This window comes from Streptomyces coelicoflavus (assembly GCF_045041415.1).
In the GTDB taxonomy this organism is placed as follows: domain Bacteria; phylum Actinomycetota; class Actinomycetes; order Streptomycetales; family Streptomycetaceae; genus Streptomyces; species Streptomyces coelicoflavus.
The window spans coordinates 1,905,500-1,926,266 of the sequence record NZ_CP108218.1 but is presented as its reverse complement, the minus strand read 5'-3'; the positions used below and the strand labels follow the sequence as shown (position 1 = coordinate 1,926,266).

The window sequence follows — 20,767 nt, the reverse complement described above, 5'->3', positions numbered from 1 at the left end:
CCGCCCACGGTCTCACTCCTCGATGCCATTCCCTGTGCAATGTCACCTGTGCCATGTTCCCTGTAGCAGGGCGTGGCCATGCCAAGTCGGAGAGGACATCCGTCTTCCGTCAGGTGGCAGCGCGGTACTCCGTTTCCCACGCCCTCTCCCCCCTTCAATCGGCTGTGTTCCGCACGGCCGGATCCCTCATGGGAGGCGCAGTGAGAAAGTCACTGGTACGGCGAGGTCTGGGGGCGGCGCTGCCGCTGGCCCTGACCGTCGCCATGAGCGTGGGCCTGCTGTCACAGCCGGCCGGCGCAGCCGGGAACACCGGGTCTGTCGTGCACGTCGCGGCGGACGACCCGGAGCACGCAGGACCCCCACCCGTCGCGCAGTCCCCCACCGCCGAGACGGAGCACGTCGCGCAGGGACGCACGAAGGCGTCCGAGCTGCCGCCCCTGGCAGCGAGCAAGGACGCGCTCAAGGAGGTGTACGGCAAGACCGCGAAGGCGCCGGTCCGTCCGTCGAAGTCGACGGACAAGGCGGTCGCCGGCAAGGCCGGCAAGTCCCGTGCGCGTGCCGCCGCGTGCAACGTCTCCGACTTCACCAGCCGGAGTGGCGGTGCGCTGGTCCAGCAGATCAAGGCGTCCACGACCGACTGCGTCAACACTCTGTTCAACCTGACCGGGACGGACGCCTACTACGCCTTCCGCGAGTCGCAGATGGCCTCGGTCGCCTATGCCCTGCGTGACGGTTCGACGTCCTACCCGGGCAACGCCTCCACCGGTATGCCGCAGCTCGTGCTCTACCTGCGCGCCGGCTACTACGTGCACTATTACAACGCCGGTACGGTGGGCACCTACGGCAGCAGTCTGCAGACCGCGATACGCGCGGGGCTCGACGCCTTCTTCGCCAGCCCGCACTCGCGCGACGTCAACGACGCCAACGGCGAGACGCTCGCCGAGGCCGTCACCCTCATCGACAGCGCCGAGGAGAACGCCCGCTACATCCCCGTGCTCAAGCGGCTGCTGGCGGACTACGGCTCCACCTGGAACTCGTCGTGGTGGATGCTCAACGCGGTCAACAACGTGTACACGGTGACCTTCCGCGGCCACCAGGTGCCCGCGTTCGTGAGTGCCGTGCAGTCCGACCCGGGTCTGATCGACGCGCTCTACAACTTCGCGAGCGGTCATCTCGCGCTGCTGGGAACGGACCAGTCCTACCTTACGTCGAACGCGGGACGTGAACTCGGCCGTTTCCTGCAGCATTCCGCGCTGCGCTCCAAGGTCAGCCCCCTGGCCGCGGGCCTGCTCAACTCCAGCTCCATCAAGGGCCGGACGGCCCCGCTGTGGGTCGGTGTCGCCGAGATGACCGACTACTACGACAAGGCCAACTGCTCCTACTACGGCACCTGCGACCTCCAGGCTCAACTGGCCCGCTCCGTCCTGACGGTGACCTACCCGTGCAGCTCCAGCATCACCATCAAGGCGCAGCAGATGACCTCGGGGGAGCTGTCCTCCAGCTGCAGCAGCCTGCGCAACCAGGACGCCTACTTCCACAACGTGGTCCGTGACAACGGCCCCGTCGCGAACGACAACAACAGCACCATCGAGGTCGTGGTCTTCGACTCCAGCACCGACTACCAGACCTACGCCGGTGCGATGTACGGGATCGACACCAACAACGGCGGCATGTACCTGGAGGGGAATCCGTCGGCGGCCGGCAACCAGCCGCGGTTCATCGCCTACGAGGCCGAGTGGCTGCGCCCGGACTTCCAGATCTGGAACCTCAACCACGAGTACACCCACTACCTCGACGGCCGCTTCGACATGTACGGCGACTTCAACGCCAACATCACCACCCCGACCATCTGGTGGGTCGAAGGCTTCGCGGAGTACGTCTCCTACTCCTACCGCGGTGTCCCCTACACGGAGGCGACGACCGAGGCGGGGCGACGCACGTACGCGCTGAGCACCCTGTTCGACACCACGTACAGCCACGACACCACCCGCATATACCGCTGGGGCTACCTCGCTGTGCGGTACATGCTCGAGAACCACCGCGCCGACATGGACACCGTCCTCGGCTACTACCGGGCGGGGAACTGGAACGCAGCACGTTCCTACCTGACGAGCACCATCGGCACCCGCTACGACAGCGACTGGTACACCTGGCTGGCGGCCTGCGCGGCCGGCAACTGCGGTGGCGGGGGCACCAACCCGCCCGGCAACCAGGCGCCCACCGCCGCGTTCACCACCGCCGTCCAGGGCCTGGACGTCACCTTCACCGACCAGTCCACGGACGCCGACGGCACCATCGCCTCCCGGTCCTGGAGCTTCGGCGACGGCACCACCTCCACGGCCACCAACCCCGTCAAGACGTACGGGTCGGCCGGGTCCTACACGGTGAAGCTGACCGTCACCGACGACAAGGGAGCCACCGCCACCGCCACGAGGACGGTCACCGTCGGCAGCGGCGGAGGCGGCGGCACCGAGTGCACCGGGACCGACACCCGGGAACTGGGCCAGAACTGCCAACGCGGCAACCAGTCGGCCACCACCGGCAACTACGCCTACCTGTACCTCTACGTCCCGGCCGGCACCACCCAGCTGAAGATCACCACCTCCGGCGGGACGGGCGACGCGGACCTGTACTACAGCGCCGGCGGCTGGCCCGGCACCTCCAGCTACACGCAGCGGGCGACGGGAGCCGGCAACAGCCACACCCTGACCATCACCAACCCGCCGGCCGGCGCCAACTACATCAGCCTGCACGCCGTCAGCAGCTTCAGCGGCGTCACCGTGAGTTCCGCCTACTGACGCACGGCACCGCACCAAGGCACGACCCTCACGACGGCCCGGGGCGGCTCTCCCCGCTCCGGGCGGCGTCCGGGGCGGCGGCAGGAGGGGAGACCTCCGTCGCCCCGGACCGAGAACACATCGCCCGCCCGCACACGGGCATCCCTACCTCCCAGGAGGCAGAACGTGAAGGCATTACCCGCACGCAGGCCAGGCCGCGCCATGTGGTCCCTCATCGCGTCCGTCGGTCTCACCTGCGCACTCGCCACACCCGCCGCCGGCAGCGGCGACCAGGACACCCCACGGCTCAGCGCCTCGCAACAGGCCGCGGCCGGCCAACTCGCCGCGGACCAGCACATCTCCACTCAGGAGGCACAGCGACGCGTACTGCGGCAGGAGCGACTCACCGACGTCGCGACGGCGCTGCGCGAGCGCCTGGGTTCCCGCTTCGCAGGAGCCTGGATCGACCAGAAGCACGGCGGCAGGCTGACCGTCGCCGTCACCCGGTCGACGGCCACGGCGCTCGTCGAGGCCCGGTCCGCGCAGGCTCAGGCGCCCGACACGGCCACCGTCGTCGTCGACCGCAGCCTGCGGCAACTCAACCGCATGTCAGCGGAGTTGGCCCACCGTATCGCCGCAGCGAACAAGGACACCGCCCACGGTCTGCAGTCCGCGGTGGTGGTGCAGGACAACAAGGTTCGTCTGGACCTGCCACGGGGCAAGACCCTCACCCCCGCCCAGCGCGCAGTGGTGGAGTGGGCGAAGCGGACCCTCGGCGAGGGCCTCGAGGTCAGCACCTACGCGCACGCTTCCGAACCCTTCTACTGCGGCGGCCAGTACTCGTGCGACCCTCCGCTGCGCTCGGGCCTCGCCATCTACGGCACGAACGTGCGCTGCTCCAGCGCCTTCATGGCGTACAGCGGCAGCAGCTACTACATGATGACCGCCGGTCACTGTGCGGAAGACAGCTCGTACTGGGAGGTCCCCACCTACAGCTACGGCTACCGGGGGGTCGGTCACGTCGCCGACTACACCTTCGGCTACTACGGCGACTCCGCGATCGTCAGGGTCGACGACCCCGGCTTCTGGCAGCCGCGAGGCTGGGTCTACCCCTCGACCCGCATCACCAACTGGGACTACGACTACGTCGGCCAGTACGTGTGCAAGCAGGGCTCCACGACCGGCTACACCTGCGGGCAGATCACCGAGACCAACGCGACGGTGTCCTACCCGGGCCGCACCCTCACCGGCATGACCTGGTCCACCGCATGCGACGCTCCCGGTGACAGCGGCAGCGGCGTCTACGACGGCTCGACGGCCCACGGGATCCTCAGCGGGGGGCCGAACAGCGGATGTGGCATGATCCACGAACCGATCAGCCGAGCGCTGGCGGACCGCGGGGTCACGCTGCTGGCAGGCTAGGCAACCCCGGGCGGACCGCGAGCGTACCGCCCCGGTGCACATCAGGAGGGCGTCGACCGCCGCAGCCGCGGTCGGCGTCCTCCCTCGTACTCCGCTCCGTCCGCCACCCAGCGGACTGGGGGCGGGGGCGTGGCACACCGTGCATGCCGCAGCGCGGTGGAACGCGTCGGCCGGTCAGACCGTACCGGGGAGCGCCTTTCCGGCTCCGTTCGCGGGACGGGCGGGTGCGTATGCGCGCGTCACCCACTTCTGGAAGTGCGGAGCCTGTGACAGCAGTTGCCAGTGGGTGCGTACGGCGTGGTGGTGTACCACCTCGACGGTCGACGCCTCGACCGAGTCCCGCCGCCAGACGAGCAGATGCCGCTGCCACAGCGGATCCCCCGCGAGGGGTTTGACCAGTACTCCGCCCACCGGGCGCATGGTGGGCTGGACGGCGGCCACCCCCAGACCCTTGGCGATCATCGACTGCAGTTGGTCGAGCATGTGGAACTCGTGAGTGACGGCGGGCCTGAATCCCGCGGCCCCACACGCGTCGTAGAAGGCGCCGGGCCAGCCCACCCCGTCGTCCGCGGAGACGAACCACGCGTCCTCCGCCAGGTCGGCCAAGGACACCTCCAGCCGGTGTGCCAGTGGGTGGTCGGCGGGGGTGGCCACGAAGACAGGGACGGTTCTGATCGCTCGGTGGTCCAGTTTCGGAGAGTGGTGAAGCGGAAGCCCGGGGTAGTCGCATCCCAGGGCGATGTCGAGTTCGCCGGCCTCCAGGAGACCGATGAGTTCTCCGGTGGCGTACACACTGCTGACCGAGACGGTTATGTCGGGGCAGGCTTCGCGGAGGACGTCGAGCAAGGTGGGCACCACCGGTGTGTTGATGGCGCCGAGGCGAAGCCGACGTGTCGTCCCGGAGGAGCGGGGAGGCCGCAGACGCGTGAGATCGTCGGAGAGCGCCAGGATCTCCCGGGCCCGGCCGACGACCTGGGCGCCGTAGGCGGTCAGTTCCACACCCGCGCTGCTGCGCAGGAAGACGCCCTCGCCGAGCAGCCCCTCGATGCGGCGCAGTTGGGTGCTCATCGCCGGCTGGGTGTACCCGAGTGCCGCGGCGGCCCGGCCGACGCCCCCTGCGTCGGCTATCGCACACAGCACGCGCAAGTGGCGCAGCTCAAGTTCCACGGGGGCACCTCGCTCCGGGTGAACAGGGTTCCATTATGCGCCAGGAGGAAGGCGGTGGGGAATCCGAGACGGCCCGACGCCTTCGGTCGTCCAGTAGCCCGAGGGTTATGGGTGAGCCGGAGCCTCTGGTATGGCCTGGCTGGTTGTTCCCGGGTGACCGCCGTGGAAATCTCGGACCTGCGTGTTGGTCCGCAGAGGCGACTGCGGAAGCCTGAAGCGCACCGCCATCGAGGAGCGACATCATGCCTCACACCTGCATCAGTTTCACCGTCGAAGCGACCGGGGCCGCGGTTCACCGCGCCCGCCACCGCGTCTCCACCGCGCTGAGCTGGTGGGGAGGGCCAGTCGAGGAAGAGCTCCGTTTCAGCGTGGAACTCGTGACCTCCGAGCTCCTCACCAACGGGCTGCGGCACGCGGGCGGGCCCATGACCGTCGAGTTGACGCTGGTGCACGGCATGGTCGTCGTCGCGGTCCTCGACGACAGCCGGGAGCTCCCGCGGCCTCGGCAGACGGAGGCGGACGGGGAGTGCGGGAGGGGACTCACCCTGATCGAGGACCTCAGTCTGATACGGGGAGCCGAGACCACTTCCCGCGGCAAGCGCTGCTGGGCGGTGCTCCCGCTGCGGACGCCCCAGGAGCGGGTCGTCGAGTCGGCGTCCGCCGAGGAGGCGGACCGCGGCTTCGGGGCCGGCCGGGAGCGCTGGTCACTGACTCCCCGAGGAAGCGGACTACTGGCGAGTCTGTTTCCGGCGATGTGAGCTCGGATGATGTCGCATGTGGCGTCCGTCGCGATCCTCGAACCGGTCGGCAAGGGGTCCTGACCTGCGCTGACACCTTCGGGGCGGATTGCTCGACCGACCGGACCCGAGCGACGGGGATACCTTCACCGTCGCCGCATGACTCCTTCGTGATCTGCCGCAGACCGGGATCGCACAACCCGGCCTCGGCCTGCGCCGACGTGCGTACCGGCATGCCGAACAGGCGACTGGTCGCCGCCTGGGCCGAGGTGATCGTGCCGACGCTCCAGGCCGTCGGCCGCAAGTGGGAGACCTCGGGGGACAAGTGTGTCGAGGTCGAGCACTTCCTGTTGTGGCACGTCTTCGGTGCCCTGTGGCGAGCAACGCCCCATTCGGTCGCGGACGGTCCGGGCGCCGTCACGGTGCTCGCCTGTGTGCCGGGGAGAATCACACGCTGCCGTTGGAGGTGCTGTCCGCGGCGCTGGCGGAGCGAGGGGTTCCGGTGCGGATGTTCGGCGGTGCCCTGCCCGTCGAGTCGCTCGTCGCGGCGGTACGCAGGACCGGGCCGGCCGCGGTGGGGCTGTGGGCGCAGTCCCGCACCACCGCCAGTCGGCCGCTGGCCCAGCACGTGACCGCGATGGAGTGGGGAGTGGCGGAGCCCGTCGCAGGCCGGTCGTCCTGACCCTGGGACCCGGCTGGGCGGGGCAGGCGGTGGCCGGTCTCGCGCGTCCGTCGGGACTCGCCGAGGCGGTCGCCGCCCTGGAGTCGTCGGCGTCGTCGTCCTCGTGACGTGTTGTCGTCCGCCGGTACTCGGTCGTGGCGTCCGTGGAGCTCTCGCTCCATGCTCGGCACCGGCCTGTGTCCGCCGGTCACGGGTACTGGACGACACGGAGAGGTTGAGCGGACGGGCTCGGCTTCCGGGTGCCACGGGTACGGCGTCGATCGAGGGGACGTATGAGCGACGGACGTGTGAGCGACGAACACCGCCGGGCACCGGACTCGGTCGTCGTCGGTGCGGGCCTGGCCGGCCTGGCGTGCGCCTTGGACCTGTGCGCTGCCGGATGGCGGGTGGCCCTGCTGGAGGCGTCCGACGGCGTGGGCGGCCGGATGCGCACGGACCGGCGGGACGGCTTCCTGCTGGACCGGGGCTTCCAGGTGTTCAACACCTCGTACCCACAGGTGAAGCGACGCCTGGACCTGCGGAGCCTGCGACTGCGGCCGTTCACAGCGGGCTTTGTCGCCCACACACCGCACGGGCCTGTCCGTCTCGCCGATCCGACCAGGGAGCCCGGCGCGGCGGGGACGCTGCTGCCGGGGCGCGTCCTGTCGGCCCGCGACCTCGCCGCGCTGGCGGCACTCACCGCACGGAACGCCGTGCTGCCCGTGTCCACCATCCGACGGCGCCGCGACCGCACCACCTCGGCAGCCCTGTCCGGGGCGGGCCTGTCGGACGTCGTGATCGCCGAAGTCCTGCGGCCGTTCCTGGCGGGTGTGTTCCTGGAGGACCGGCTGGAGACCTCCGCGCGCTTCTTCGACCTGGTCTGGCGGAGCATGGTCCGTGGCTCCCTGTGCCTGCCGGCGGAGGGCATCGGCGCCGTGCCGGCACGGCTCGCCGACGGCCTGCCCGACGGCGTCCTGCGTCTCGGCACGCCCGTCGCGGAGGTCACCGACGCCGGAGTGCTGCTGGGGGACGGGAGCGAGGTACCGGCCCGGGCCGTCGTGGTCGCGACGGACCCGGCGACCGCCGCCGGCCTGCTGCCGGAGCTGACCGTGCCGGACACCCGCACCGTCACCACCTACCACCACGCCACCGACAGCCCGCCGACGGCCGCACCGACCCTGATGGCGGACAGCACCGGCACCCTCCTGAACACCTGCGTGATCAGCGCGGTCGCTCCCACCTACGCTCCCCCCGGCACCGCGCTGATCTCCACCTCCGTCCTGGGAACAGATCCTCCCGGCAGGGGACGGACGGTGCTCCGGCGTCTGGCCGAGCTGTACGGCACGGACACGAGCAACTGGCAGCAGGTCGCCGCCTGCACCGTCGAGGGCGCGCTGCCCGCGATGGTGCCGCCCTGGCCGTTGAGTCGCACCACCCGCCTCGGCCCGGGCAGGTACGTGTGCGGCGACTACCGGGCGACCGGCTCGGTGCAGGGCGCCCTGTCCTCTGGCGCGCGCGCCGCGCGAGAGGTGTCCGCCGACCTCCGGCCGCAGAGGTGACGCCGGCAGTGAGAGGTCGCTTCCAAGCCGGTCGCGACCTGACGAATACGCACTGTAGTCGTGTGCGTCCGGTGCCTTCGTCGTGCGGCGGGCTGCAGCTTCAGCGTTGGCTGTCGTGTGCGGTGAAGAGTTCGAGTAGCTCCCGGACCGGCACGTGTGCTTCTGCTGGACGGCGGAGGGTGCCGCCCCGGTTGAGGATGTAGCGCGTGCGCCGGCCGTCGCGTTCGCGTCGCAGGTAGCCGTCCTGTTCGAGGTCGGTGACGATGCTCAGCGCGGTGCGTTCGGTGATGTGGCAGGCCGCGGCGATGTCACGAAGGCGGCTCGCAGGCTCTTGCGCGATGACCAGCAGCACGCGTGCGTGGTTGGTGAGGAAGCCCCACTTCCCGGCCTGCTCGTCCACCTCTGCTCTGCCCCTTCAACTCGGCCCTGGTGGAGATACCCGGAACAAGTTTCCGGAAACAGGTCTCCCAGGTGTGAGGGTGCTGCGAAGTTTCCGGGGTAGCCGGGTTGGGTTTGCGCTTCGGAACGTGCACCGTGCGCCATGGCGGGGCTCGCGGGAGTGTCATGAAGTGGCGTGACTGCTTCGGCTGAGTTCTTTGAGGAACTGTCTTTGATCGTCCAGGAATCCGTCCGCGAAGAGCGAGCGGGGGTAGAAGAGCGCGGTGAGCGTGATCTTGAGGTCCGACTGCTCGATGGACTGCTTGAGCAGTGAATGGGTCGCGTCCGGGTAACGCCTGACCGTCAGTGCACCCCCTGCGTCCAGCTCCTTGTGGTACGTGCGCTCCGTGTCGGCGGTGTCCACGTTGATGTCATGACCCGCGAGGGTGAGGAGCACCGGTACGCCGAGCAGGGCGCGGAGGTCTCGCGTGGCGTCCGCGGTGTAGTTCCTGGAGACGAAGCCCCAGCGGTCGGCGGTCATGCCGTCCGCGTCGCCGCCCATCGTCCTGACGTACTCCTCGAAGGTCGCGTGGCGTCCCAACAGCCGGCGGGTGGTGTCGCTCTTGGCGACCTCCGCCTCGGTGCGGGCTGCTGATGCGCCATCGGCGCGCAGCTCGGCGAGGAGGTTGTAGCGCCCCTGCCGGAGCCAGTTGATCGCGGGCGAGACGGCGATGACGAAGCTCACGGGCGTCTTGGCGGCGATCTTCGGCAGGACCCAGCCCGCCTGGCTGGCGCCCCAGAGTCCGATCCGGCCGCCGTCGATGTCCGGGCGGGCGCGGGCCCAGGCGATGGCGGCGGCCGCCTCGTCGGCCCGGTCGTCCATGGACTGGTCGAGCCAGTTTCCGGGCGCACCCGCGACGCCGGGCTTGTCCCAGGACAATGAGGCGTACCCGGCTTTGGCGTTCGCCTCCCACATGGGCTTGTAACCGTCGTCGTGGGTGGCGTCGACGGGACCGTCGCCGTGGACGTACACGACCAGACCGTGGCGCCTGTGTCCGTCCCTGGGGACGGCCAGTACGCCGTTGAGGGTGTGGCCGCCGTGGCGGATCGAGACTCGCTGCTCGTCCATGTCGTAGTCGTTCTGCCACAGCACCACACCGACGAGGCCGACGGCCACGACCAGGACCGTGACGAGTGACCACACGGCGATGCGGAGCCCGCTTCGTCGGGGCCGGGTCTTCGGACACATGGGAGGGCCGCCTCTGTTCGGGAGTGAAGCAGACACCGAAACTATCATCACAGGCACGACCGTTTAGCATCTGATAGTTTTAAGTCTCGGTTTCCAGGAAGAGAGGAAGGCACGGCATGGGACTGGACGTGACAGGCCCCGGGGCCGGACCGGTGACGGTGCGGCGGGGCGTTCCGGCTGGAGCCGAGCGGCGGGTGGCCGAGCTGTACTGGGACGCGTTCGGCCGCAAACTCGGTCCCGCCCTGAACCCGGCGGACAAGGCCGTGGCCTTTATCTCCGCCCACCTGAACACCGACCGAGCGGTCTGCGCACTCCTCGACGGGCAGCTCGTCGGCCTCGCCGGCTACCACCACGACGGGCGGGCTCTCACCGGAGGATCGGCCCGCGCCGTGCTGCGCGCTTACGGACACCTGCGAGGACTGCACCGACTCCTGCTCCTCGCCCTGTTCGAACGTCACCCGGCCCCCGGACAACTCGTCATGGACGGCATCGCCGTGGACCCGGACATGCGCGGCCGCGGCGTCGGAAGCCTGCTCATCGAGGAAGTGGCCGCCGTCGCGGCGGAGCAGGGCTGCCGGGAGATCAGACTGGACGTGATCGACACCAACCCGCGGGCCCGGTCCCTGTACGAGCGGCGCGGCTTCACGGCCGTACGGACCGAGCACACGCCCTACCTGCGCGGGCTGCTAGGTTTCGGCGCCGTGACCACCATGCACCGCCCGGTCGGACCAGGAGGGGCGAGGGAACTGTGAGCGCCGACACCGACCACGTCGAGGTCCCCACCCGCATGCTCGTCCACGCGCTGATCCGTGAGGACGGCACCGTCGGCGCGGACGAGCTGTACACCGTCGCCAACACCCTGGGCATGAGCGACCAGCAGATACGGCTGTGCGTCAAACGCCTCGTGGCCGAAGGCCGGTTCACCCACGAAGGCCGGGGTCGCAAGGCGGAACTGCGCGCGACCACCGACACCATGCGTGCCCTTGTCCCCAACGCGGACTTCCTGCGGCACGCATTCCAGCAGGACGCCGGGCTCGCGCCCTGGGACGGTGTCTGGCACCTGGCCGCCTTCGCAGTGCCCGAATCGGCGCGCACCTCCCGGGACGCCCTGCGCGAGACGCTCCTCCACCTCGGCGGCGCTCCGCTCCAGGGCGGACTGTACGTCTGCGCCAACCCATGGGAACCGTACGTCGAAGAAACGGCCCACCGCATCGGCGCCCACACCGCGCTCACCCTCCTCACCACGACGGACCTGCGCAGGGGCGACACCCGGGAGCCTGCCGAGCTCGCCTGCCGACTGTGGCCTCTGCAACAAATCGCCGACCGCTACCACCACCTCAGCCGCATCACCCAGCCCCGTCTCGCCCGGCTCACCGGCCCTGTCGAACTCTCCGCGGCCGCACTTCTCACCATCGCTGTCGAGCTGGCCGCCGAACTCACCCGCGCCATGGAGCCCGACCCGCTGCTGCCGCCGCAGCTGCTGCCCCAGCCCTGGCCCGGCACCCAGGCCCGGAAGCTCGTCGCCCGGTGCTGGGCAGCCCTGCACGAACGCGACCACGGCAAGGCCCACCCGGCCCTCTTCCGCCTCTACGCCGACATCACCCGGGAACCAGCCGACCGGGTCACACGCTGAAGACGCAGCAGACGGCGCAGCTCATGCCGGTCGAGTGACGTCACCGCGAGGGCCGATGGCCCGGGTCCGGATCAGCGGCGGCCATCCTTTTCCGCGGCCAGGGCCCGCAGGGCGGCCGGCCCCCGTCTGACCTGGTGGGGGAGAGGTCGGTGGCCCGTGGATCGCACCGGCGTCAAGTGGCGCCACCTGCCGCATGATTTCCCGCACTGGAACACCGTCCACGGCTACTTCGCCAGTGGGCGGACGAGGGCGTGTTCGCCCGGCTCAACGGTCTGCTTCGGCAGCTGCTGCGGGAAAGCAGTGGCGTGAAGGCGAGCCTTCGGCGTGCGTGATCGACGCCCAGAGCGTGAAGACCTCGACCAGCGTCCCGGCCCAGAACGACCTCTGAGTCGCGTGGGGCGCATCCACACGGCGCCCCGCTGCCGAAGCAGGTACGAGCGGACGTGCTCGTCGGCCGTCCGTGTCCGTGTCAGGGGTGAACGTGGAACTGATTGATGCCCGAGCCCTGGTGGCTGGTGCGACTGGAGCACTCGGTGGTGCGATCATCGCCGAACCGGCCGGCCGAGGTGCGCGCGTGGCCCTTGCCGGACGTGATCCGAGCCGCCTGGCCCACGCCGCACGAGCGTATCCGGGCGCCCCGGCCGTCAGGTTCGACGCGTACGCCCCCGAGTCGTGTGCTCGTGCCGTGCGCGACGCGTCGGCCGCCCTCGGAGGGCTGGACGCTCTCGTCATCGCGTCCGGCGACCCGCGCCGGCCGGCCACCGTCGTCGCGGACGCGGTGGAGACCGGCGCCGAGCTGGTGCGCTCGGGTCCGGACGGAACACCGGTCGTCGAACGGCGGGCCCGGTGACACCGCACGCCACCGAAGTCTCCGACGTGGTGGTCGTCGGTGGCGGCGCGGCGGGTCTCGGCCTCGCGCACCGGCTGACGGAGACCGGCGCCGCCACCGTGACCGTGATCGAGCCGCCCGACGGTCCGCTCCGCCCGGCGGAGCGGACCTGGTGCTACTGGGGCGAGGGTGCCGACGGTCTCGACGAGGTCGTCAGTGCCTCCTGGCCCCTGCTGCGCCTGCACGGCGCCGACGGCCGGCCGGTCACCGTCGACCCGGCACCGTTCACCTACCGCATGGTGCGCTCGACCGACTTCGAGCGGCTGGTCCACGGCCGCCTGGCACGTGCGGACGGCGGACGTCTCCTGCGCGCCACGGTGGAATCCGTGCACGGAGTGCGCGGCGGCGCGGAAGTCCGCTGCACGCTGCCCGGAGGCTGGTACCTGACGCTGCGTGCCCGGCGCGTCTTCGACTCACGGCCGCCGCGCGCGCTGCCGCCGGCCCGGACGCAGCTGCTCCAGCACTTCCGCGGCTGGTTCGTCCGCACGGACACCGCACGGTTCGATCCCACCGTCGCCGATCTGATGGACTTCCGCGTGCCCCAGCCGGCACACGGGCTCGCCTTCGGCTACGTTCTGCCGCTCACGCCGGACCGGGCGCTCGTGGAGTACACCGAGTTCTCCCGCGACGCGCTGACCACCGAGGCGTACGAGTCGGCGCTCGGTCACTACTGCCACGATATCCTCGGGCTCGGCGCGCTCACCGTGGAGCGGCCCGAGCAGGGGGTCATCCCCATGACCGACGCGCGCTTTCCGCGGCGCTCCGGGTCTGCCGTGTTCCGCATCGGTGCCGCGGGCGGCGCCACCCGTCCCGCCACCGGCTACACCTTCGCCGCGACGCAGCGGCAGAGCAGGGCCGTCGCCGCCGCGCTGCGTGACGGGCACGGCACCGTCCTGCCCGCTCCCCACGGACCGCGGGCGCTGGCCATGGACGCGATACTGCTGCGCGCCCTGGACACCGGACGGATCGACGGCCCGGACTTCTTCACCGGGTTGTTCCGCCGCGTCCCGGCCGAGCGCCTGCTGCGCTTCCTCGACGGCGCCACCTCACTCCGCGAGGAGTGGGGTATCGGACCGCGCACCCCGGTCCGGCCGATGCTCCGCACGGCGGCCGAACTGCCCTTCCTGCGCCGCCGCTCCCGGCCCACCGCAAGAAACGGAGACAACCACCGATGAGCCTCCTTCGCGACAACGACCTGGCCCGCGCCTTCGACCACGCCTCCCATACCTACGACCGTCTCACCTCCCTCAACCCCGGCCACCGCACCGGCCTGCTGCGCTCGGCCCGCCGCCTGCGCCTGCCCGACGACGGAGCGGGCCTGCACGTCCTCGACCTCGGATGCGGCACCGGCGCCTCCACCCGGGCCCTGCTCAGGGCCGCGCCCCGGGCCCGGATCACCGCCGTGGACGCCTCCGCGGGCATGCTCCGCCGCGCACTGGCGAAGCCGTGGCCCGCACGCGTGCGCTTCCTGCACCTGACCGCCGAGGAGGTCGCGACGGCCGGCGAAGGCCCCTTCGACGCGGTCTTCGCCGCCTACCTGTTCCGCAACGTCACCGACCCGGACGCGGTTCTCGGCAGCGTCCGGGCCCTGCTGCGGCCGGGCGGGCGGCTCGCCGTCCACGAGTACAGTCTCAGCGGCGCGCGCAGGCACCGGGCCCTGTGGACGGCGGTGTGCCGGGGCGTCGTCGTCCCGGCGGGCACGCTGACCGGCGACCGCGCCCTCTACCGACACCTGCGGCACAGTGTCGCCGTCTTCGACACCGCGCCCTCCTTCGCCGGCCGGCTGACGCGAGCGGGCTTCACCGGGGTGCGCGTCGCGCCGGTCGCCGGATGGCAGACGGGCATCGTGCACACGTTCGTCGCCCGAGGCGACTCGGCCCCGGCGAGTACCGCCTCGGCCCCGGCCTTCTCACCCCTGGGAAGGGAGCACGCGCAGTGACCCGCCGCCGCACCGATCCCGCCCGAAGGGGCCGCGACCGCAAGGCAGAGGTTGTGCTGCCCACACCCGGCAGGAGCCGGTTCCAGCGCGGGGAAGAGCCGTCCGTCGCGGTGATCGGCGGCGGAATCGCCGGACTCGCCGCCGCCACCCTGCTCGCCGAACGCGGCGCCCGCGTGACCCTGTACGAGAAGGAGGCATCGCTCGGCGGACGGCTCGCCGGATGGCACACCCGGCTGGCGGACGGCTCCCCGGTCACCATGACCCGCGGTTTCCACGCCTTCTTCCGCCAGTACTACAACCTCCGCGGCCTGCTCCGTCGCACCGACCCCGCCCTCGCGCGGCTCACCCCGCTGCCCGACTACCCCCTGCGGCACAGCGGCGGCCTGACCGACGGCTTCGCCCGCGTCCCGAGGACCCCACCCCTCAGCGCGCTCGGATTCGTCGCCCTCAGCCCCACCTTCGGCTGGCGGGACCTGGCCGCCATGGACCCCCGGGCCGCCCTCCCGCTGCTCGACGTGCGGGTGCCCGAGGTCTACGAACGCTTCGACGAGGTCAGCGCCACCGGCTTCCTGGAGGGCGTCCGCTTCCCGGAAGCCGCGCACCATCTGGCCTTCGAGGTGTTCTCGCGCAGCTTCTTCGCCGACCCGCGCGAACTGTCCGCCGCCGAACTGCTGCTGATGTTCCACATCTACTTCCTCGGTTCGGCCGAGGGCCTGCTCTTCGACGTGCCGAGCGAACCCTTCCCCCAGGCGCTCTGGGACCCGCTCGCCGGCTACCTCCAGCGCCTCGGGGCGGACATCCGCACCGGTACGCCCGTGCACGGCGTGCTGCCCGCCGGCGACACGGGAGCGGACGTGCTGACCGACACCGGTACGGGACGCCACCAGGCGGTCGTGCTCGCCCTCGACCCTGGAGGACTGCGCCGGGTCGTCGGCGCGTCAACCGGCCTGGGCACCTCCGGCTGGCGCGAGGACATCGCCGCCCTGCGCACCGCACCGCCGTTCCTCGTCTCCCGGCTCTGGCTCGACCGGGCGGTGCGCGCCGACCGCCCGGGGTTTCTCGGCACCAGTGGCTACGGCGGTCTGGACAACATCAGCGTCCTTGAACGGTACGAGGGCGAGGCCGCCCGCTGGGCCGAGCGGACCGGCGGTTCGGTGGTGGAGCTGCACGCCTACGCCGTCGATCCCCCGGCGGAACCCAAAAAGGTGCAGGACCTGCTCGTGGACCGGCTGCACCAGGTGTACCCGGAGACCCGCGAGGCGCGCGTCGTCGACGCCCGGCACGAGTGGCGCTCCGACTGCCCGCTCTTCCCGGTCGGTTCCCACCACCGGCGCCCCACCGTACGCACCCCCCACCCCTGGCTGACCCTGGCCGGCGACGCCATCCGCTGCGACCTGCCCGTCGCCCTCATGGAACGGGCCGCCACCACCGGCTTCCTGGCGGCGAACGCGCTGCTCGCCGACCGGGGCGTACGCGGCCAGGTGCTGTGGACCGTCCCCCGCGCGGGACGTCCCCCCGTCCTCCGGGCGCTCGGAGCCGTCGCCGGTCGCCGCTCCTCCCCTTGACCGGCGACCGCCCGGCCCACGGTCAGCCGGGGAACCGCCCGGTGCTGCGCAGCGCCCACCGGCGCTCGGCGTAGGCCAGGTCGTCGCGCCACAGGCGCCCGGCCGTACGGCGCATCAACGGGCGCAGCACGGGGGCGGCGGCCCGCGCCAGGGCGAAGCCGGGCCGGTCCGAAGCGGCGATCGTCGCCTCCACCACGGCGGTGCGCGGGTGTGCGTGGCCCGCTCCTGTGAGCGGGGTCGCGTGCGTCTCCACCACGGACGTGGCCCCCTCACCGTCGGTGATGCGCATGACGACCGTGCGCGGCCCCGGCGCGGTGAACTCGGCCCGCACCGGGACCACCAGGCGCCCGGCCACCCGGAAGGAGACGTCGACGACGAAGGCGTCGTCCTCCTCGCCCTGCGGCTCCCGTGCCACCGTCAGGTCGACGAACGAGTACGGGTGGAACCACGAGCCGTGCCACGGATCCAGCCGGTTGGCCACCACGTCCTGCGGTTCGCACCGCCCCACCGCCGTGAACACCGCGTCCACCCCGATGCCCGTCGCGGGCCGCACGGGCACCGCAGGCCGGTCGGTCGGCTCCTCGCCGCCCACCTGGTCCAGCCGTACCCAGACCAGCACCCCGTCGTCGTGAACCGGGAACGGGTCCCAGCCCGCGGACGGAGAACCGTCCAGGGCGAGGCCGTGCCAGTGACAGACCAGCGTGCCGCAGGCGACCCGGCTGTCGCGCAGGGGAGCACCCAGGTGCGGGCAGACGCCCGGACCCGCGCGCAGGTCGCCGGTGTCCGAGCGCCACAGCACGATCTCCACGCCGCCGACCGTCCTGCCGTACGGGCGGCCGTCCGCGCGCACGTTCCGGGAGGCGTCGACCACGAACCAGTTCCCGGACGGACGGGAGGACGCCCGCTTGAGCGCGTCGGCGATCAGTGCCGGCCGAGCCTGGCGCCAGGTCGGCGCCTGCGCCGCCCAGTCCGGGCCGGAGCGCCGGAGCCGCAAGGGCGGTGTCCAGCGCCTCCCGCCTGTTCGCTCACTCACCGCGCCGGCTCCTTCCGTTCGACCGCTGGACCACTCGCCGTGGCGACTCGACGCGGGACGTGGGCTTGCCACCGGGCGCCGGCCACGCGCAGCACACCGGCCGCCGCGGTGGCCGCACGACGCCGGCGGGACACGACCGCACGGCGATGCAGCACGGTGTACTCCTGCTCCGCGATCGCGTCGAGAATGCCGCCGTAGAGGGTGAAAGCGGCGCGGATGCAGGGACGCACCCGTGGATCCAGCATGGCGATGCCCGGCTCCGCCGTCCGGTACGCCTCCCGCGTCATGGCCTCCGCGGCGACGAGGGCCGCGCGGATCCGCGGATCGGTGCGTCCGGTGTGCCGGCTCCACTCCAGCAGCGGCCTGTCCACACCGTGCGCGGCGAGCAGTTCGCCGGGCAGATAGACGCGGCCCCGGTCGAGGTCCTCGCCCACGTCGCGCAGGAAGTTGGTGAGCTGGAACGCCACACCGAGCGCCGCCGCGTGCGGTGCCGCCTCCTCCCGGGTCGCGACCGTACCGAGGACCGGCAGCATCTGCAGGCCGATGACCGCCGCCGAACCGTGCACGTACCCCTGCAGATCTGCGTAGGTCGGGTAGTCCGTGACGGTCAGGTCGGCGCGCATCGAGGACATGAAATCGGCGAAGAGGACGGGCTCGATGGCGTACCGGGTGGCGGTGTCGGCCACCGCCCGGACCACCGGCTCGTCGCCGCCGCCGGAGCGCAGCCCGTTCGTGAGGTCGCTCTCCAGACGGCGGAGCAGCCGATCGCGCTCCGCGGGGGCCAGGGTCCGGTCGAGGTCGTCGACGATGTCGTCCGCCCAGCGGGCGAAGCCGTACAGGGCGTGCACGGCGGAACGGCGTTCGAGCGGCAGCAGGCGGGTGGCCAGGAAGTAGGTCCGGCCGTGGCGGGCGTTGAGCCGTCGGCACCGGGTGTAGGCGGCGCGCAGCGCGGGATCGGTGATCCCGGCCGCGTCCAGCTCACGCCGCGTCATCGGCACCTGCCGACGCCGGGACGGAGGGTTCGCCGGCCGCGGCCGGAGGCGTACGCGCTCCCACGGAACGAGGGACGCCGCCGCCGGTTACGCGGGCGGCAGCGAGCTTGCCGCTGATGAGCACGGTCGGCACGCCGACGCCCGGAGTGGTTCCGCATCCCGCCAGTACCACGTTCTCCACCTCCCGTACGAGGTTGCGTGGACGGAACGGCCCGGTCTGGGCGAAGGTGTGGGCCACCGAGAAGGGACTGCCGGACGCATGGCCCTGCGCCGTCCAGTCGAGCGGGGTCACCAGGAGTTCCTCCTCGATGCTCTCCGCGAAGCCGTCCAGGCCCCGGCGTTCCAGTTCGCCGGCCAGACGGTCGCGGTAGCGCGGGCCGAGGTCCCGCCAGGTGGCGGCCGAGGGGCCGACCGTCGTGTTCGGGCAGGGGGCGAGGACGTAGTGGAGGTGGCGTCCCGGCGGTGCCAGGCCGGGATCGTGCGTCGTGGGGCGGGTGATCAGCAGGGACGGGTCGCTCATCAGCTCGCCCCTGCGAGTCAGCTCGTCGAAGGTGCGCTCCCAGGCGGCGCCGAAGGAGATGGTGTGGTGGGCGAGCTGCGGCCAGGTGCGGTCGGTGCCCGCGTGCAGGATCACGGCGGACGGTGAGTGGCGCAGCCGGGCCGGGCGCCGGGGCGTCCGTCCGAGCAGACGGTAGGCGGCGGGCAGTTCGCACGTGAGTACCACCGCGTCGCAGGGGACGCGCTCGCCGGAGGCCAGGCGGACGGCCCGCACGCGGCCCGCCGAACGTTCCAGCGCGTTCACCTCCGCCCCCCAGCGCAGGTCGGCACCGGCGTCCGCCGCCGCGTCGGCCATGGCGCGGGGCAGTGCGTGCATGCCGCCCCTGGGGAACCAGACGCCGGCCACGGTGTCCATGTACGCGATCACCGCGTAGGCCGCGAGGGCGTGGGCCGGAGCGACCCCGGCGTACAGCGCCTGGAAGGAGAAGACGCGGCGCAGGCGCTCGTCGGACAGGAAGCGGCCGATGCGCCCGTCCAGGCGCCCGAAACCGCCCAGCGCCGCCAGCCGCGCCAGGTCCGGGTGCAGCAGCTGGGCGGGCGAGTCGAAGTTCGTGTCGATGAAACGGCGCATCTGCGCCCGGTACAGACGCTCCAGCCACCGCCGCAGATCGCGGTAGCCGGCCGCCTCGGCCGGTCCGGCGAAGCGGCGTACCTCCGCCTCCATCGCCTCGCCGTCGGTGTGCACGTCGAGTGCGGAACCGTCCGCGAAGCAAGCCCGGTAGGCAGGGTGCAGAGCCATCAGCTCGACGCGGCGGTGGAGGCTGTCCCCGACGGCGGCGAACGCCTCGTCCGCCAGGTGCGGCATGGTCAGCACCGTGGGCCCGGTGTCCAGCTCGTATCCGTCCAGCCGCACCCGGCCGGCCCGGCCGCCCGGAGCAGCGTCCCGTTCGACCAGGGTGACCCTGCGGCCCGCGCCCAGCAGGTGCAGTGCGCAGGCGAGTCCGGACAGTCCGGCACCCACCACGACGACATGATCGGTCGGACCCGGCACCCTTCTCACGCGACCTCCTCCGTACGGCGCGGGGCCGCGCCGGTGGCGCGTCGGACGAGTGAAACGAACTCGTGGCGTGCGGCGGGGTCCGCGCCCGTGGCCTCGAAGTGCCCGATGCCCATGTCCGTCAGCTCCGCGATCTTCGTCTCCACCAGGTCCCGGGCGCCGGTGCGCGTCAGTGCCGCCCGCATCTGCTCGACGGCATGCGCGGACCTGGGGTTCGCCCCCGGAGCCAGTCGCGCGGCGGCCAGGTGATCGTCGGCGGCGTCGGCGAGTTGCAGGGCGACGGCCAGGAGATAGGTGAGCTTGCGGGACCGCAGGTCGTCGTCGGCCGGTTTGCCGGTGTGCGACGGGTCGCCGAAGGCGCCGAGGAGGTCGTCGCGGAGCTGGAAGGCGAGTCCGGCGCACCGGCCGGCCGCCCGCAGTGCGCCCAGCACGTGATCGTCGGCTCCCGCCAGGGTCGCGCCCAGGGCCAGGGGCCGGGCGACCGTGTACAGGGCGCTCTTCAGAGTGGCGATGGCCAGGGCCTCGTCGACGGCGGACGAACGCCTGGCCTGGGCGCGCAGATCGAGGTACTGGCCGGCGACCATCTCGGTGCGCATCACCCGCCACTCTTCGTGCAGACGCCGGCCGTGCGGCGTACCGAGTGCCGTCTCCGTCAGCAGGTCGTCCGCCCAGGCCAGCGCCAGATCACCGGCGAGCACGGCGGCCGACGTCCCGAACGACTCCGCGGAGCCGTGCAGGCCCGCCGCCCAGTGTTCGCGGGCGAGTTGCACGTGCACGGCCGGCGCACCCCTGCGCTGCACGGATCCGTCCATCACGTCGTCGTGCACGAGGGCGCACGCCTGCAGCAGCTCCAGGGCGGCTCCCGTGTGCAGGACGGCGCTGGTGTCGCCCGAGCCGCCCGCGGCGCGCCAGCCGCAGCGCGTGAACGCCGTACGCAGCCGTTTGCCGCCCCGCTCGACCAATGCGGTCAGACGGGCGGCCAGCTTCCGGGCGAAGACGGGATCGACGGCGCGGCACTGTCGTAGTCGTTCGTCGAGGACCTGCTTGAGCGCGGTGCCGACGGCGTCCGTGGCGTCGGGCGCGGGGAGCGGGGCGTCGACGAGTTCGGCCGGTGGGGCCACCATCGGCGGCAGTCCAGGCATGCACAACCCCTTATCGCTCGGTCATCCGCACGTCAGTGCTTCGGCCGGGTGCCCTCGTACGGATGCGCT

17 protein-coding genes and 2 pseudogenes are annotated in these 20,767 nt (G+C 71.8%); 12 read left to right on the top strand and 7 right to left on the bottom strand.

The window, feature by feature from the left end:
• The first annotated feature begins 200 nt into the window (after positions 1-200).
• Both OHA99_RS08285 and OHA99_RS08280 read left to right on the top strand, forming a co-directional pair.
• Positions 201-2,798, top strand: coding sequence for a collagenase (locus OHA99_RS08285; RefSeq protein WP_164382783.1), 2,598 nt, complete (start codon positions 201-203; stop codon positions 2,796-2,798).
• Between the two features lie 165 nt (positions 2,799-2,963).
• A complete protein-coding gene (locus OHA99_RS08280; RefSeq protein ID WP_125628450.1) occupies positions 2,964-4,199 on the top strand; it encodes a protease in 1,236 nt (411 codons plus the stop codon).
• Positions 4,200-4,373: 174 nt separating this feature from the next.
• Here OHA99_RS08280 and OHA99_RS08275 read toward each other — a convergent pair whose 3' ends face one another.
• Positions 4,374-5,366 (bottom strand): LysR family transcriptional regulator, encoded by a 993-nt coding sequence (locus OHA99_RS08275; protein WP_405695023.1) that lies wholly within the window; start codon positions 5,364-5,366, stop codon positions 4,374-4,376.
• A gap of 242 nt (positions 5,367-5,608) precedes the next feature.
• Here OHA99_RS08275 and OHA99_RS08270 point away from each other — a divergent pair, with 242 nt between their 5' ends.
• The 3 genes and pseudogenes from OHA99_RS08270 to OHA99_RS08260 all read left to right on the top strand — a co-directional run bounded on the left by OHA99_RS08270 (position 5,609) and on the right by OHA99_RS08260 (position 8,323).
• Complete coding sequence (locus OHA99_RS08270) at positions 5,609-6,124, top strand: ATP-binding protein (RefSeq protein ID WP_405695021.1); 516 nt, start codon at positions 5,609-5,611, stop codon at positions 6,122-6,124.
• Between the two features lie 227 nt (positions 6,125-6,351).
• A pseudogene (locus OHA99_RS08265) lies at positions 6,352-6,892 on the top strand (transcriptional regulator); the annotation flags it as partial.
• A gap of 180 nt (positions 6,893-7,072) precedes the next feature.
• Complete coding sequence (locus OHA99_RS08260) at positions 7,073-8,323, top strand: NAD(P)/FAD-dependent oxidoreductase (RefSeq protein WP_405698918.1); 1,251 nt, start codon at positions 7,073-7,075, stop codon at positions 8,321-8,323.
• A gap of 100 nt (positions 8,324-8,423) precedes the next feature.
• Here OHA99_RS08260 and OHA99_RS08255 read toward each other — a convergent pair whose 3' ends face one another.
• Both OHA99_RS08255 and OHA99_RS08250 read right to left on the bottom strand, forming a co-directional pair.
• Positions 8,424-8,723 (bottom strand): MarR family transcriptional regulator, encoded by a 300-nt coding sequence (locus tag OHA99_RS08255; protein WP_405695019.1) that lies wholly within the window; start codon positions 8,721-8,723, stop codon positions 8,424-8,426.
• Positions 8,724-8,885: 162 nt separating this feature from the next.
• Positions 8,886-9,950, bottom strand: coding sequence for an alpha/beta hydrolase family protein (locus tag OHA99_RS08250; protein ID WP_405695017.1), 1,065 nt, complete (start codon positions 9,948-9,950; stop codon positions 8,886-8,888).
• Positions 9,951-10,066: 116 nt separating this feature from the next.
• Here OHA99_RS08250 and OHA99_RS08245 point away from each other — a divergent pair, with 116 nt between their 5' ends.
• The 7 genes and pseudogenes from OHA99_RS08245 (at position 10,067) to OHA99_RS08215 (ending at position 15,976) form a co-directional block, all read left to right on the top strand.
• On the top strand, positions 10,067-10,702 hold the full coding sequence (locus OHA99_RS08245) for a GNAT family N-acetyltransferase (protein WP_405695015.1): 636 nt from the start codon (positions 10,067-10,069) through the stop codon (positions 10,700-10,702).
• Positions 10,703-10,737: 35 nt separating this feature from the next.
• Positions 10,738-11,583: a PaaX family transcriptional regulator C-terminal domain-containing protein gene (locus OHA99_RS08240; protein ID WP_405698917.1), complete on the top strand. Its 846-nt coding sequence runs from the start codon at positions 10,738-10,740 to the stop codon at positions 11,581-11,583.
• A gap of 156 nt (positions 11,584-11,739) precedes the next feature.
• A pseudogene (locus OHA99_RS08235) lies at positions 11,740-11,956 on the top strand (transposase); the annotation flags it as partial.
• A gap of 87 nt (positions 11,957-12,043) precedes the next feature.
• Positions 12,044-12,433, top strand: a complete 390-nt coding sequence (locus tag OHA99_RS08230) for an SDR family NAD(P)-dependent oxidoreductase (protein WP_405695013.1) — start codon at positions 12,044-12,046, stop codon at positions 12,431-12,433.
• Entirely contained in the window at positions 12,430-13,647 is a 1,218-nt protein-coding gene (locus tag OHA99_RS08225; protein WP_405695011.1) for a lycopene cyclase family protein, read from the top strand. Before OHA99_RS08230 ends, OHA99_RS08225 begins: the two co-directional genes overlap by 4 nt.
• Positions 13,644-14,411 carry a class I SAM-dependent methyltransferase gene (locus tag OHA99_RS08220; protein WP_405695009.1) on the top strand — a complete coding sequence of 256 codons (768 nt, stop codon included), beginning with the start codon at positions 13,644-13,646 and terminating at the stop codon, positions 14,409-14,411. The genes OHA99_RS08225 and OHA99_RS08220 overlap by 4 nt, the downstream gene beginning before the upstream one ends.
• Positions 14,408-15,976, top strand: a complete 1,569-nt coding sequence (locus tag OHA99_RS08215; RefSeq protein WP_405695007.1) for an FAD-dependent oxidoreductase — start codon at positions 14,408-14,410, stop codon at positions 15,974-15,976. Before OHA99_RS08220 ends, OHA99_RS08215 begins: the two co-directional genes overlap by 4 nt.
• A 22-nt stretch (positions 15,977-15,998) precedes the next feature.
• Here OHA99_RS08215 and OHA99_RS08210 read toward each other — a convergent pair whose 3' ends face one another.
• From OHA99_RS08210 to OHA99_RS08195, 4 genes are read right to left on the bottom strand one after another with little or no spacing between them, the layout of a single operon-like run.
• Positions 15,999-17,009 (bottom strand): DUF5914 domain-containing protein, encoded by a 1,011-nt coding sequence (locus OHA99_RS08210; RefSeq protein ID WP_405695005.1) that lies wholly within the window; start codon positions 17,007-17,009, stop codon positions 15,999-16,001.
• Positions 17,006-18,001 carry a phytoene/squalene synthase family protein gene (locus tag OHA99_RS08205; RefSeq protein WP_405695003.1) on the bottom strand — a complete coding sequence of 332 codons (996 nt, stop codon included), beginning with the start codon at positions 17,999-18,001 and terminating at the stop codon, positions 17,006-17,008. Before OHA99_RS08205 ends, OHA99_RS08210 begins: the two co-directional genes overlap by 4 nt.
• Complete coding sequence (locus tag OHA99_RS08200) at positions 17,988-19,559, bottom strand: phytoene desaturase (protein ID WP_405695001.1); 1,572 nt, start codon at positions 19,557-19,559, stop codon at positions 17,988-17,990. Before OHA99_RS08200 ends, OHA99_RS08205 begins: the two co-directional genes overlap by 14 nt.
• On the bottom strand, positions 19,556-20,698 hold the full coding sequence (locus OHA99_RS08195) for a polyprenyl synthetase family protein (protein WP_405694999.1): 1,143 nt from the start codon (positions 20,696-20,698) through the stop codon (positions 19,556-19,558). The genes OHA99_RS08200 and OHA99_RS08195 overlap by 4 nt, the downstream gene beginning before the upstream one ends.
• Between the last annotated feature and the right edge of the window lie 69 nt (positions 20,699-20,767).

Bases quoted from the DNA above. Each gene is read 5' to 3' on its own strand.
- OHA99_RS08270 (WP_405695021.1), top strand. From the start codon at position 5,609: ATGCCTCACACCTGCATCAGTTTCACCGTCGAAGCGACCGGGGCCGCG.
- OHA99_RS08250 (WP_405695017.1), bottom strand. From the start codon at position 9,950: ATGTGTCCGAAGACCCGGCCCCGACGAAGCGGGCTCCGCATCGCCGTG.
- OHA99_RS08245 (WP_405695015.1), top strand. From the start codon at position 10,067: ATGGGACTGGACGTGACAGGCCCCGGGGCCGGACCGGTGACGGTGCGG.
- OHA99_RS08240 (WP_405698917.1), top strand. From the start codon at position 10,738: ATGCTCGTCCACGCGCTGATCCGTGAGGACGGCACCGTCGGCGCGGAC.
- OHA99_RS08220 (WP_405695009.1), top strand. From the start codon at position 13,644: ATGAGCCTCCTTCGCGACAACGACCTGGCCCGCGCCTTCGACCACGCC.
- OHA99_RS08205 (WP_405695003.1), bottom strand. From the start codon at position 18,001: ATGACGCGGCGTGAGCTGGACGCGGCCGGGATCACCGATCCCGCGCTG.
- OHA99_RS08195 (WP_405694999.1), bottom strand. From the start codon at position 20,698: ATGCCTGGACTGCCGCCGATGGTGGCCCCACCGGCCGAACTCGTCGAC.